The sequence below is a fragment of the Brevundimonas sp. R86498 genome (assembly GCF_044598075.1).
Taxonomy (GTDB): domain Bacteria; phylum Pseudomonadota; class Alphaproteobacteria; order Caulobacterales; family Caulobacteraceae; genus Brevundimonas.
Genome location: NZ_CP139004.1, coordinates 3330137 through 3343263, shown reverse-complemented (window position 1 = coordinate 3343263; position 13127 = coordinate 3330137). Strand labels below are relative to the sequence as shown.

Below are 13127 nucleotides of genomic sequence, written 5' to 3'. Positions count from 1 at the left end.
GGTCAGGCGGGAAGATCGGCGAGGCCGAATCTGGCGGTTTCAGGGGTCGTTCGCGGGGCGGGTGCGTAGCGGGCCAGAGGCCCGATCGCGACGAGGGCGGCGAACAGCAGGCCGATCTCGAGGTGATAGACGACGACATAGGCGGTCGCGGGCGACGCCATGGCCGTGCCCAGCAGGCCGGAGTCTGACAGGTGGGAGACCAGGTCGCGCAGGCCGCCGCCGATGAAGATGGCCAGGCCCACGGCCGTGGCCTGAACGGCGCCCAGGCCCCGAGGGCGATGCCGGACTTGCCGTCCCGCGCGAGGGCCATGGCGCTGGTCAGGGTGCCGACCGAGAACAGTCCGCCGCCCAGGCCGATCAGGACCACGCCGGCGCAGAAGATCGGGGTGATGGTGAAGGCCCCGCCGCAGATGACCGCGACGAACGCGAGGATGCCCCACACCAGACCGTGTCCGGCGAGACGGTGGGGCTCCCCACCCCGGGCCAACTGACGTGCGGCGAAGGCCAGACCGGCCAGGGTCCCGGCCGACCACAGGGCGGTCAGGGCGGTGGTCTGGCCGACCGACAGGTTCAGGATCTGGCCGCCATAGGGTTCCAGCAGCACATCCTGCATCGAGAAGGCCGCAGCCCCGAGGCCGACGGCGACCAGCAGGCGACTGGCGCGGCCGCCGGCGGAAAACTCCGCCCATGCGGCCTTGAACTCGGTGCGGGGCTTGTCCTTCGCCGTCAGGGCGAGATCCTGGGCTTCCTGTTTCCACAGGGCGGTAATGTTCAGCAGGATGGCGAGGACGGCGGCGCCCTGAACCACGCCGACCAGCTTGACCTCGGCAAAGTCGGCCAGGATCAGCCCCATCAGGACGCCGGAGATCAGCATGCCGACCAGCAGCATGACGTAGAGCAGGGCCACCACCCGGGGCCGGGCGTGCTCGGGGGCCAGGTCATTGGCGAGGGCGAGGCCTGCCGTCTGGGTAGTGTGCACCCCGGCCCCGACCAGCAGGAAGGCGACGACCGCCGCCATATGGCCGATCCACTCGGCCCCGGTACCGTGGCCGCCGCTGATCAGCAGGGCGAAAGGCATGATGGCGAGACCGCCGAACTGCAGCAGGCTTCCGAACCAGATGTAGGGGCCGCGCCGCCAGCCGAGGTGCGAGCGATGGGTGTCCGACCGGTGGCCGATCAGGGCGCGCAGCGGGGCAAACAGGAACGGGATAGCGACCATGGCGGCCACCAGAACGGCGGGCACGTTCAGCTCGACGATCAGCACCCGGTTCAGGGTGCCGGTCAGCAGAACGGTGGTCATGCCGACCGAGACCTGGAACAACGACAGCCGCAGCAGGCGGCCAAGGGGAAGCTCGGTAGTCGCCGCATCCGCAAAAGGCAGGCAGGCCTTGATCAGCCGCGCCCACTGGGCCCGGTTGTGATCGGGGTCCGCCTTGATCGCGGCCCGTTCGGCCGCTCTTTGCAGAAGCAGCGCGTTCAGCACCGGATCAGCTCCAGTGCCTGTGAGGTGTAGAAGCCGCCCTGGACCCGGCGCGACCGGCCGACCGAACAGCCCGGCAGGGCGGCGAGGCGGCGTGCAAGGGCGTCGATGTGGGCGGGGGCGATGGCCGGGGCTCGATCGGCGCGCGGGAACAGCTTGCCGGCGGCCAGCATCAGCATAAGGGCGGGGGTGCGGGGCGTCACGGTGAAGACGACGGAGCGCCGGGTGCGGCCCGACAGGGTGCCCAGGACATCGACGATGTCGTCGGTCGGATAGTGGATCAGGCTGTCCATGGCGACGACATGGTCAAAGGCCCCGAGATCGGGGCTCATCATGTCGCCCGCGCGCCAGTCGATGGAGCCCTTCAGGTCGGTCGGCGCGCGTTCCTGGGCGATGTTGACCAGACTGGCCGAGACGTCGATCGCGACGACATCGGCCCCGCGCCCGGCCGCCTCGACGGCCAGGGCGCCGGTGCCGCAGCCCGCGTCCAGAATCCGCAGGCCCGTCAGGTCGGCGGGCATCCACGAGAGCAGCACATTACGCATCTCGTCGCGGCCCGCCCGCACCGTGGCGCGGATCTTCGAGACCGGCGCATCCGAGGTCAGCTGGGCCCAGGCGTCCAGCGCCGTGCGGTCGAAATACTCCTCCAGCCGGCCACGATACTGGTCCCAGGTGGCGGTGGTGCGGGTCTCGAGGGTCGCGCTCATTGGTCGAACCCCAGGAATTCGAAGATGTCGCGATCCCGCATCGGCTCGGCCTCGATGGCCTCCATCCCGTCCCACAGCGACTGGGCCAGACGGATGTACTCGGCCTTGGCGGCCTCCAGCTCGGGCGAGCCGTCCATCTCGAACACGACCGACTTCTTCAGCCGGCTGCGGCGGATTTCATCCAGATCCCGGAAGTGGGCGATGCGCTTCAGGCCGATGGCGGCGTTGAAGCGGTCGATCTCGTCGGTGCCCGAGCTGCGGTTGGCGATGATGCCGCCCAGCCGGACCTGATAATTCTTGGACTTGGCCTTGATGGCCGCGACGATGCGATTCATCGCGAAGATGCTGTCGAAATCGTTGGCCGTGACGACCAGCGCCCGTTCGGCATGCTGGAGCGGAGCGGCGAACCCGCCGCAGACCACGTCCCCCAGCACGTCGAAGATCACCACATCGGTGTCTTCCAGCAGGTGGTGTTCCTTCAGCAGCTTGACCGTTTGGCCGACGACATAGCCGCCGCAGCCGGTGCCGGCCGGCGGCCCGCCCGCCTCGACGCAGCGCACCCCGTTGAAGCCCTCATAGACATAGTCTTCGGGGCGCAGCTCCTCGGAGTGGAAGTTCACCGTCTCCAGCACGTCGATGACGGTGGGGACCAGCCGCTTGGTCAGGGTGAAGGTCGAGTCGTGCTTGGGGTCGCAGCCGATCTGCAGCACGCGCTTGCCCAGCAGGGAGAAGGCGGCCGAGAGGTTGGAGCTGGTCGTCGACTTGCCGATCCCGCCCTTGCCGTAGACGGCGAAGACCTTGGCGGTGCCGATGTTCAGGGTCGCGTCCATCTCGACCTGGACCGATCCCGCCCCGTCCGGGGGGCGGCGCTTCAGGGTCTGGGGCATTTCGAGGGTGATGGTCATCGGGGGTCCTTGATCCTCACGCCGCCGCGGCGGGGCTGAGGCCTTCGAGGCGATCTTCAAGTTCGTCGGCGGCGTCGCGCAGCGCCTGCAGCGTGGCCGCATCGGGGGCCCAGTAGGCCCGGTCCGAGGCTTCCAGCAGCCGGTTGGCCATCCGGGCCGAGGCCTTGGGGTTCAGGGTGGCCATGCGCTCGCGCATCGCCGCGTCCAGCACGAAGGTCTGGCTGATCTCCTGATAGACCCAGGGCTGGACGTCGCCGGTCGTGGCCGACCAGCCCAAGGTATTGGTCACCTGGGCCTCGATGGCGCGGACGCCCTCGGCCCCGTGTTTCAGCTGACCCTCGAACCAGCGGGGGTTCAGCACCCGGGTGCGGCTTTCCAGCGTGACCTGTTCGGCCAGGGTGCGGACCTTGCCCTCGCCCTGGGTCTGGTCGCCGATATAGACCGGCGAGGCCTTGCCCCGCGCGCGCTCCGCCGACTTGGCCACCCCGCCCAGGGTGTCGACATAATGGTCGATGGTGGTGACGCCGAGGTCGACGGAGTCGAGGTTCTGGTAGGCGAGGTCGATACCGGCCAGGGCGCTGCTCAGCAGGGCGGGCTGTTTCATGGGCTTGCCGTTGCGACCATAGGCGAAGCCCTTGCGGCTCTCGAAGGCGTCGGCGAGTTCGCCCTCCTCGGTCCAGGCCCCCGAGTTCGATCAGCGCGTTGACCGAGGCGCCGTAGGCCCCCTCGGCGTTGGAGAAGACGCGCAGGGACGCGGTTTCCATGTCGCAGCCCAGCTTGCCCTGATGTTCCAGGGCGCGCTTGCGCACGAAGTTCTGCTCGACGGATTCATCGGCCGTGGCGGCCAGCCAGGCGGCGTCGGCCAGCATCTTCATCTGCAGTGGCAGCAGGTCGCGGAAAATGCCCGAGACCGTGGCGATGACATCGACGCGCGGCCGGCCGAGATCCTCCAGCGACACCAGCTCGGCCCCGCACAGCCGGCCGTAGCCGTCGAAGCGCGGGCGGGCCCCCATCAGGGCCATGGCCTGGGCGATCGGCCCGCCCTCGCTCTTCAGATTGTCCGTGCCCCACAGCACGATGGCCATGGATTCCGGGAAGGCACCGGTTTCGGCCCTGTGCTTGGCCAGCAACCGGTCGGCCTGCCGCATCCCGTCGGCGACGGCATAGGCGGAGGGGATGCGGAAAGGATCGAAGCCGTGGATGTTGCGGCCGGTGGGCAGCATGTCGGGCGTGCGCAGCAGGTCGCCGCCGGGTGACGGCATGACATAGCCGCCGTCCAGCGCCGCGATCAGGGCGTCCATCTCGGGGTTGGTCGACAGCGCGGCATTGGTCGCCTCGAGGTGGCGGAACAGCTCGATCCCGGCGGTGTCGGAGGCGATACCGCTGATGCCCAGAGCCGTGCGGGCATCGGCCCCGTCGACCAAGGCCTGCACCGCCTCGCGGCCCGGCTTGGGTCCCTCGCGGGCCTCAGCCACGGCCAGCAGCAGGTCGACCCGCTCGTCCGCCGTGAAGGCCTCGCCCAGCACATGCAGGCCGTTGGGGATCAGGGTCTGTTCCAGCTCCTGCAGCGTCGCGATCAGGGCGTTGACCCGGGCATCTTCCGAGCCTTCGATCAGGTCGAGGTTCAGCGCCTCGGCCGCCTCGAAAATCATCGGTGCCAGCTGCGCCCGCTCGGCTGTGGCCTCCAGCTCGGTGGCGCGCCAGCGATCGACGAGGGCCTTGAGGTCCAGCAGGCCCTTGTAGAGGCCGGCGTCCGAAACGGGGGGCGTCACATAGCTGATCAGGGTCGCGTTCGAGCGCCGCTTGGCGATCATGCCCTCGGACGGGTTGTTGGCCGCATAGAGGTACAGGTTGGGCAGGTCGCCGATCAGGCGGTCGGGCCAGCAGGCCTCGGACAGGCCAGCCTGTTTGCCGGGCATGAATTCCAGCGCCCCGTGGGTGCCGAAATGCAGGACGGCATGGGCCCCGAAATCCTCGCGGATCCAGCGGTAGAAGGCGCTGAAGGCGTGGGTGGGAGCAAAGCCGCCCTCGAACATCAGCCGCATCGGGTCGCCTTCAACGCCGAAGGGCGGCTGCAGGCCGACGAAGACGTTTCCGAACTCGGCACCCAGCACGAAGATCGAGGAGCCATTGGCAAGCGACTTGCCGGGCGCGGGGCCCCAGACCGCCTCGATGTCGGCCAGCCAGCGCTCGCGCAGGACATGCTCATTGGCCGGAATGCGGACATGGACATTGCCGTCCGTGCCGTAGCGGCCCGCATTGCCGTCCAGCAGTTTCGCGCGCAGCGCCTCGACGCTCTCGGGGACCTCGACGGTATAGCCTTCGGCGGCGAGCCGGATCAGGGTTCTGTGCAGGCTGGCCCAGACCGACATCTGGGCGGCGGTGCCCGCCGCCCCGGCATTGGGCGGGAAGTTGAACAGGACGGCGGCGATCCTGCGCTCCGCCCGGTCCGAGCGGCGCAGGGCGATCATTTTTTCAACCCGCAGAGCCAGGGTCTCTGCGCGCTCGGGGCAGGCCAGCATGGCGCGCGCGCTGTCGGCCGGGAAGGTGCAGCGCCGGACGCAGCCGGTGCAGTGGGCGTCCGACCCATCGGTGCGGCCGCCGAACATCATCGGCGCGATGCCCCCGTCCAGTTCCGGAATGGAAACCATCATGGTGGCCTCCAGCGGCAGCAGGCCCTGATGGCCCGCGCTCCACTGCTGGAACGACTGGAACTCCAGCGGATGGGCCGAGATATAGGGCACGTCGAACTTGCCGAGCGCCACAGCGGCGGCTTCGGAGTTGTTGTAGGCGGGGCCGCCGACGAGCGAGAAACCCGTCAGATTGATCAGGGCATCAACGACCGGGTGGCCGTCCTGCATGAACAGGCTGTCCATGGCCGGGCGGGCGTCGAGACCGTTGGCGAAGGCGGGGATAACCCGGATGCCGCGCGCCTCGAAGGCGTCGATCACGCCGTCGTAGTGGGCCGCGTCGCCGGCCAGCACATAGGAGCGCAGGATCACCAGACCGACCGTGCCGTTGCGGCCGTCATGAGCGGGCAGGCCCTCTACGCTGTCGGCCATCCGCCCCGCGACTTCCGAACCCATCCGGGGGTGGTAGACACCGACGTCCGGATATTCGATCGGGGCCGCCGCCTTCAGGGCCCCCCGCAGGAACCGGCGTTCGCCGTCGGCATAGCGGTCCAGCAGGTAGCGGACCATCGACACCATGTTCCCGGTCGAGCCCGCGAACCAGTATTGCAGCGTCAGGAAATAGGCCCGCACGTCCTGGGCCGTGCCCGGGATGAAGGCGAGAATACTGGGCAGGCGGCGCAGCATGGCCATCTGCTTCTCGCCGGGGACGCCACCCGTTGCCTTGGTGTTGCCCCGCAGCTTCTTGAGCATGGCCAGCGGACCCTTCTGGGATCCGTCCATGCGATAGGCCCCCATCCGGGTCAGCTTCACGATCTCGGCCGCCGACATCATGCAGACCATGGCGTCGCAGGCTTCGCTGCGGGCCTTGAGCGCTGGCAGGACCATCTGGATGTGGTCGTCGACGAACAGCATGGAGGCGATGACGAAATCGCCCGCGGCGATATCGGCGCGGCAGGCCTCGAGCGCGACCGGATCGCTGCCCCATTCCGAGGCGGCGTGCAGGGCGATGGTCAGTCCCGGGACGGAACGGCGCAGTTCGGTTTCCGCCTGGGCGACCGCGCCCGCGAGGTGGTTGTCCAGGGTGACGATCACCACGCGCACCCGTGGCGTCAGCCCGGCCGCGACGGCGGGATCAGCGACTGTAGTGCGACTTGGCATCGTACAATGTCTCCACCCCGATGGTCGCAACGCCGTGCTCTGCGGCGAAGCGTTCCGTGTTTTTTCTGGCCTTTCCACGCACGAAGAAGGGGATCTTCCTCAGCTCGGCCTCGGCGTCCGCCGCCCAGACGATCTCCGACGAGACCGAGGCGACCTCCGTTGACGCCAGCACTTCGGCGGTTTGCGCCGGGTGCGCGGCCCCTGCGCCATGTCCGCCCAGATGCGAGGCCCCGGCCTCGTCCGAGAACTCGAAGTCGTCGCGGAACATGTGGAGGAGGTGCTCCTCCAGTCCCATGACGAGGGGATGAACCCAGGTGTCGAACAGGACGTTCGCGCCCTCGAAGCCCATCTGGGGGGAGAACCGCGCCGGGTGGTCCTGGACGTGGAAGGGGGCCGAGATGACGGCGCAGGGGATGCGCAGCCGCTTGGCGATGTGGCGCTCCATCTGCGAGCCCAGCACCAGTTCGGGCTGCAGAGCCGCGATGGCGTCCTCGACCTCCAGATAGTCGTCGGTGATCAGGGCGGTCAGGCCGAGGTCGGTGGCGGCGGCGCGGACCTCGCGGGCGAACTCGCGATTGTAGCAGCCCATGCCGACGACCTCGAAGCCGAGCTCCTCGGACGCCACGCGCGCCGCAGCGATGACGTGGGTGGCGTCGCCGAACACGAACACGCGCTTGCCGGTCAGGTAGGTGGAGTCCACCGAGCGCGACCACCAGGGCATCCGCGACGGGACGCCGCCCAGAACCGGAGCCGGGTCGAGGCCGGTCAGGGCGCAGACCTCGTGGATGAAGTCGATGGTCGCGCCATAGCCGAGCGGCACGGCCTTCACCGAAGGCTGGCCGCACATCTTCTCGAGCTGCTTGGCGGCCTCGCCGGCGATCTCGGGATAGAGGACGACGTTGAAGTCGGCGGCCCCCAGCCGGGCGATGTCGGCGGGGGTGGCCCCCAGCGGCGCGGTGACGTTGATTTCGACGCCCAGCCGCTCCATCAGCCGGGTGATCTCGACCACGTCGTCACGGTGGCGGAACCCCAGCGCCGTGGGTCCCAGAATGTTGCAAGTGGGCTTGCGTCCGGCCATCGGCGCGCGCTCGACGACCTGCGTCAGGTGCCGGACCAACTGGCGGAAGGTCTCGGCCGCGCCCCAGTTTTCCTTCTTCTGGTAGCTGGGCAGCTCCAGCGGGATGACGGGGATCGGCAGGCCGATCGCCAGGGCCATGCCGGCCGGATCGTCCTGGATCAGTTCGGCGGTGCAGGACGCCCCGACAATCATCGCCTGGGGCTGGAAACGGGCGTGGGCGTCGATGACGGCGGTCTTGAACAGCTCGGCCGTGTCGGTGCCCAGATCGCGCGCTTGGAAGGTGGTGTAGGTGACCGGGGGCCGCGCGCCACGCCGCTCGATCATCGTGAACAGCAGGTCGGCGTAGGTGTCGCCCTGCGGCGCATGCAGGACGTAGTGCAGACCCTCCATCGCGGTGGCGATCCGCATGGCCCCGACATGGGGCGGGCCTTCATAGGTCCAGACGGTCAGCTGCACGACGCGGCCTCCCGACGGCTGGCACGCGCCGGAACGATCGCGTCCGACAGGCGGTCGCGGCGGTTCAGCGGGCGGGCGAACAGCTCGGCCAGATCGGCGGCCTGGTCGAAGCCGTGGACCGGCGAGAAGACCAGCTCGATCGACCATTTCGTCGTCAGGCCTTCCATCTCCAGCGGATTGGCGAGGCCGAGGCCGCAGACTGACAGGTCCGGGCGCGCTTCGCGGCAGCGGTCCAGCTGGCGATCGACGTCCTGGCCTTCGCTGAGCCGGGTCGATGACGGCAGCAGCGGCAGTTCCCTGGCCAGATGCGTGCGGTGCAGATAGGGGGTGCCGACTTCCAGCGGGACCATGCCCAGTTCGCGCGACAGGAACCGTGCCAGCGGCACTTCCAGCTGCGAGTCCGGGAAGAAGAAGATCGACTTGCCCTCCAGGACAGGCCGGACCTTTTCCAGCGCGCGGGCGGCGCGTTCGCGGCCCGGCGCGACGACCGAGCGGAACAGCATCTCGTCGACGCCGAAAGCGACGGCGGCGGCGTGCAGCCAGTCGGTGGTGCCCTCGGCGCCGAAGGGGAACAGGGCGTCCAGCCTGACCGCGCCGCGGTCCTCAAGCGCCCGCGCCGTGTCGCCGAGGAAGGGCTGGGCCACCAGGAAGCGGGTGTTCGGACCGACGGCCGGTAGGTCGGCGATCCTGCGAGCGGGCAGGGCGTCGACGCGTGTGATGCCCATGGCGGTGAACAGCCGACGGAACTGGTCCTCGACCACGTCGGGCAGGGCCCCGACGATCAGCAGGGATTGCTCGGCGTTCGCCGGGGCCTCGGCCATCCGGGGCACCAGGGCGGCCAAGCAGGCGTCCTCGCCCTGGGTGAAGGTGGTCTCGATGCCGCTGCCGGAATAGTTCAGCACGCGGACGTTGGGGCTGTGTTTTTCAGACAGCCGGCCGGCCGCGCGGCTGAGGTCCAACTTGATAACCTCCGAAGGGCAGGAGCCGACCAAAAACAGCAGCTTGATATCGGGGCGGCGCGCCAGCAGCCGGTCGACGACCCGATCCAGCTCGTCATTGGTATCGGTCAGGCCGGCGAGATCCTTCTCCTCCATGATGGCGGTGGCGAAGCGCGGCTCGGCGAAGATCATCACCCCGGCCGCCGACTGGATCAGGTGGGCGCAGGTGCGCGAGCCGACGACGAGGAAGAAGGCGTCCTGCATCTTGCGATGCAGCCAGACGATTCCGGTCAATCCACAGAAGACTTCGCGTTGTCCCCGTTCGCGCAGAACCGGCGCGTCGGCGCAGCCGGCGGCCGGCGAAGGCGCGTCGAGAACGAACGCCTCGCTCATGCGGCTACCGCGGTGTTACGGGCGGGGGCCTCCAGCCGCGCCATCCGCAGCTTCCAGACGAACTGTGCCGCGTTGATGACGTAGGTGGCGTAGGCGGCGAGAGCGAGCAGCAGCTGCTCACGCGGGGTGCCGATCTGCAGCAGCACAGCGGCCAGATAGGCCGTGTGGAGCGCCAGGACCAGCATCGAAAAGACGTCCTCCCAGAAGAAGGAGGGGGCGAACAGGTAGCGGCCGAACACGACCTTCTCCCAGATCGCGCCCGTCACCATGATGGCATAGAGCAGCGCGGTCTTGATCAGGACCGACAGAGTAGCCACCCCCGCGCCCTCGCCTGTGACGAGGTAGCGCAGCACCAGCACGACGCTGATGCCGAACGCCAGAAACTGTACCGGGGCGAGGATTCCCTGGACGAGGGTCCAGACCGTCGCGTCGCGCCGCAGGCGTTCGTCGGGCGTATAGAGCGGGCGCATCGAGGGCCCGGCCACCCGGGCATCCGCCACGCTGTGATCGCCCGTGTGGGCCGTCCAGGGACAGGGGGCAATGGCGTCGATCAGGGCGGTAAACCGCCGGTCGAACAGGGCCCACAGTCCGAAACCGCGCGAGCGACGGGGCTCGTTTCCCAAGCCTGATTGGTGGATCGCGCTCGATGACATCGACCGACTCCGGTCGCCCCCCAATAGAGGCGATAACCGAAACCTAGGTCCGTGAGACGGCATGTGTCAAATAGATTGGACGTAAATCCAGATTGACACTTTGAGGTTTCCGAAGCCTTGACTCCTCCGCCTATCAGTGGACCAAATGCCTCCTGTGAGTTGAGTAAATGTGCATGCGTGGATTGCCGGACCAAAACCCGAACCGGGCATAACCCGAGGGCCGGACCAAAGCGCGAGACGACCCGGCGGGCTCTCCCAGCCCGCGCGGTCCTTGTGAGGAAACGCAGCGCCGGGTGGGTGGGGATCACGCCTGACGCCAGAGATCACGCTCCGGGGAGGAGGGTCGATGGCCTATGTTCATCGTGCCGAAGGCACGTCATCACGCGGTATCCCGCCGGCAGGTGAGCCGGACAATGTCCTGCGTTTCACACGATCTGACCGACCTCTCATCCAGGACCCGTCGCCGATCGCGCTGGCCCAGCTGATCGAGGCGGAGATCATACCCCGGCTGCTGGCTGCCCATCAGGGCAACGACCGCAGCGACGTCATTCCCATGAACACCGGCGTGATCTCCCGGGCCGAGCTCGAGCGGTTCGCGCGGCACGCCTTCGTTCAGGACCTCGGCCAGCTGATGGAGCAAGTCGAGCTGTTCATGCGCCGCGGTGTGGCGGTCGAGACCATCTATTTCGACCTGCTGTCGCCGGCCGCGAAACTGCTTGGCGAAATGTGGGAAGCGGACCTGTGCAGCTTCGCCGACGTGACCATCGGCCTCTGCCGACTGCAGCAGATCGTCTACGAATTCGCCGATCGGGTTCATGTCGAGAACGGGGGCGGCGACGGCCGTACGGCCCTGTTCGCCCTGACGCCGGGGGACCAGCATTCGCTGGGTTCTGATCATGGTGGTGGAGTTTTTCCGCCAGGCGGGCTGGCGTACCATCTGCATGCCCGACGCGACCGCGGACGATCTCGTTCATGTGGTGGAGACGGAGCGGTTTGACCTGATCGGCTTTTCCATGGCCAACGAGAAATGGCTCGCCCCCCTGCCGCCGTTGATCCAGCGCCTCAGGAAAGCCTCGCGGAATCAGGATGTCAGGGTCATGGTCGGTGGGCGGGTGTTCAGTGAGGACCCCCGACGTGTGGCTGAAGTCGGGGCGGATGAGACCGCAACGGATGCCCGGGAGGCGGTCCGGACAGCGGCCCGTCTTGTTTCAGAGACTCAAGCCGTCGCTTGAAGAAGCGGTGCTGGATCGATAATGCGAATTGATGACCACCCATTCCTCCCTGTCGGTCACCATACCGTTTCGCCGCCCCAAGGCGGCCCTGGGGGAAATTGACGCCGCGGTTGCGGCAGGGATCGTGTCGGCCGCCAGCGATATCGCCCTCATTCTTGATCGCGACGGGATCGTCCGTGATCGCTCGGTTTCCAGTTCGGATCTGGCCTCCAACGGCATAGGCGACTGGCTGGACCGGGCCTGGATCGACACGGTGACGGGCGAGAGCCGACACAAGATCTCGGAAATGCTGGCCGACGCCCTCGCGGGCAAACCCTCGCGCTGGCGCGAGGTCAATCATCCCGCTGATGATGGCGAGGTGGCGGTCCGCTATTTCGCGCTCAGCGCCGGCGAGGACGGCCGCATCATCGTTCTCGGGCGCGATCTCCAGGCCTCCGCCGCCCTGCAGCAACGCCTGATCCAGGTCCAGCAGTCCGTCGAACGGGACTATCTCCGCCTGCGTCAGGCCGAGTTGCGCTACCGGCTGCTGTTCCAGAGCGCCTCCGAGGCCGTCCTGATCCTTGACGCCTCGACCCGCCGAATCCGCGAGGCCAATCCGGCGGTGACCCGGATCACCGGGCGTGATGAAGCGCAGCTGCTGGGCCAGCCGTTCACCGCCCTGCTGGATCCAGCAAGCCAGACCGCCGCCGCTGATCTTCTGGCCGCCGCGACCGGGACCTCGGCCGCCCGATCCCTGGTGGTCGGCCTGTCCGGCGGGGGGAGCGCGGCCCTGTCGGCCTCCATGTTCCGGCACGACCGGTCGTCGTCCCTGCTCGTCCGCCTGACGCCCGAGACCGTGGCGGTCGCCGAGGATCCGAACGCCACCCTGAATGCCGTCCTGTCGCGCATTTCCGATGCCTTTGTGGTGACGGATACAGACCTGCGGATCCTGACCGCCAACCCCGCCTTCCTCGAACTGACCGATCTGGTCAGTCGGGAGGAGGCCATCAACCTGCCACTGGACCAGTTCCTCGGCCGGCCCCAGATCGATGTGAAGATCATGCTGTCCCAGTTGCGGGAGCATGGGGCGCTGCGCAATTTCGCCACCGTCATCCGCACCCGGCTGGGGGAGCAGGACGATGTCGAGGTGACGGCGGTCGTTGTGCCGGACGACACCCGTCCGACCTATGGGTTCAGCATCCGCAACGTCGCCCGGCGCATGGCTCCCGCAGCGTCCGCCCCGATCCTCGGAGGCGCGGTCTCGCAATCGGTGGAGCAACTGACCCACCTGATCGGCCGGGTGCCGATGAAGGACATCGTCCGCGAATCCACGGATCTTATCGAGAAGCTCTGCATCGAGGCCGCCCTGACCCTGACCTCTGACAATCGGGCGTCGGCGGCCGACGTTCTGGGGCTGAGCCGCCAGAGCCTGTATTCCAAACTGCGCCGCTACGGTCTCGGCGACCTCGACGACTGAGGCGTCGAAATCCGGCCGGAAAGTGTCAATCTGCGTTG

General features: G+C 68.1%; 8 protein-coding genes and 3 pseudogenes. 3 read left to right on the top strand and 8 right to left on the bottom strand.

Features of this window, described 5'->3' with window-relative positions:
• Window positions 1-2: 2 nt before the first annotated feature.
• The 8 genes and pseudogenes from SJY26_RS16530 to bchF all read right to left on the bottom strand — a co-directional run bounded on the left by SJY26_RS16530 (window position 3) and on the right by bchF (window position 10401).
• Window positions 3-1300: pseudogene (locus tag SJY26_RS16530) on the bottom strand (BCD family MFS transporter).
• A gap of 176 nt (window positions 1301-1476) precedes the next feature.
• Window positions 1477-2187: a magnesium protoporphyrin IX methyltransferase gene (gene bchM / locus SJY26_RS16525; protein WP_396594062.1), complete on the bottom strand. Its 711-nt coding sequence runs from the start codon at window positions 2185-2187 to the stop codon at window positions 1477-1479.
• Window positions 2184-3074, bottom strand: a complete 891-nt coding sequence (gene bchL, locus SJY26_RS16520) for a ferredoxin:protochlorophyllide reductase (ATP-dependent) iron-sulfur ATP-binding protein (protein ID WP_396595794.1) — start codon at window positions 3072-3074, stop codon at window positions 2184-2186. Before bchL ends, bchM begins: the two co-directional genes overlap by 4 nt.
• A gap of 34 nt (window positions 3075-3108) precedes the next feature.
• Window positions 3109-3720, bottom strand: a pseudogene (locus SJY26_RS16515) (cobaltochelatase subunit CobN); the annotation flags it as partial.
• A gap of 109 nt (window positions 3721-3829) precedes the next feature.
• Window positions 3830-6883: pseudogene (locus SJY26_RS16510) on the bottom strand (magnesium chelatase subunit H); the annotation flags it as partial.
• Complete coding sequence (gene bchB / locus SJY26_RS16505; RefSeq protein WP_396594061.1) at window positions 6858-8417, bottom strand: ferredoxin:protochlorophyllide reductase (ATP-dependent) subunit B; 1560 nt, start codon at window positions 8415-8417, stop codon at window positions 6858-6860. The pseudogene SJY26_RS16510 and the gene bchB, both read right to left, overlap by 26 nt.
• Window positions 8408-9748, bottom strand: coding sequence for a ferredoxin:protochlorophyllide reductase (ATP-dependent) subunit N (locus SJY26_RS16500; RefSeq protein ID WP_396594060.1), 1341 nt, complete (start codon window positions 9746-9748; stop codon window positions 8408-8410). The genes bchB and SJY26_RS16500 overlap by 10 nt, the downstream gene beginning before the upstream one ends.
• On the bottom strand, window positions 9745-10401 hold the full coding sequence (gene bchF, locus SJY26_RS16495) for a 2-vinyl bacteriochlorophyllide hydratase (protein ID WP_396594059.1): 657 nt from the start codon (window positions 10399-10401) through the stop codon (window positions 9745-9747). The genes SJY26_RS16500 and bchF overlap by 4 nt, the downstream gene beginning before the upstream one ends.
• 346 nt (window positions 10402-10747) lie before the next feature.
• Here bchF and SJY26_RS16490 point away from each other — a divergent pair, with 346 nt between their 5' ends.
• The 3 genes from SJY26_RS16490 to ppsR are packed head-to-tail and all read left to right on the top strand — an operon-like array spanning window position 10748 to window position 13089.
• Entirely contained in the window at window positions 10748-11398 is a 651-nt protein-coding gene (locus SJY26_RS16490) for a B12-binding domain-containing protein (protein ID WP_396595798.1), read from the top strand.
• A complete protein-coding gene (locus SJY26_RS16485) occupies window positions 11298-11633 on the top strand; it encodes a B12-binding domain-containing protein (protein WP_396594058.1) in 336 nt (111 codons plus the stop codon). Before SJY26_RS16490 ends, SJY26_RS16485 begins: the two co-directional genes overlap by 101 nt.
• Before the next feature lie 31 nt (window positions 11634-11664).
• The gene (ppsR, locus tag SJY26_RS16480; protein ID WP_396594057.1) at window positions 11665-13089 is read left to right on the top strand and encodes a transcriptional regulator PpsR; all 1425 of its coding nucleotides are present in this window, start codon (window positions 11665-11667) and stop codon (window positions 13087-13089) included.
• Window positions 13090-13127: the final 38 nt, after the last annotated feature.

What these genes read in the sequence shown, in the direction of transcription:
- bchM (WP_396594062.1), bottom strand. Translation starts at nt 2,187, where the DNA reads ATGAGCGCGACCCTCGAGACCCGCACCACCGCCACCTGGGACCAGTAT.
- bchL (WP_396595794.1), bottom strand. Translation starts at nt 3,074, where the DNA reads ATGCCCCAGACCCTGAAGCGCCGCCCCCCGGACGGGGCGGGATCGGTC.
- SJY26_RS16500 (WP_396594060.1), bottom strand. Translation starts at nt 9,748, where the DNA reads ATGAGCGAGGCGTTCGTTCTCGACGCGCCTTCGCCGGCCGCCGGCTGC.
- bchF (WP_396594059.1), bottom strand. Translation starts at nt 10,401, where the DNA reads ATGTCATCGAGCGCGATCCACCAATCAGGCTTGGGAAACGAGCCCCGT.
- SJY26_RS16490 (WP_396595798.1), top strand. Translation starts at nt 10,748, where the DNA reads ATGGCCTATGTTCATCGTGCCGAAGGCACGTCATCACGCGGTATCCCG.
- SJY26_RS16485 (WP_396594058.1), top strand. Translation starts at nt 11,298, where the DNA reads ATGGTGGTGGAGTTTTTCCGCCAGGCGGGCTGGCGTACCATCTGCATG.
- ppsR (WP_396594057.1), top strand. Translation starts at nt 11,665, where the DNA reads ATGACCACCCATTCCTCCCTGTCGGTCACCATACCGTTTCGCCGCCCC.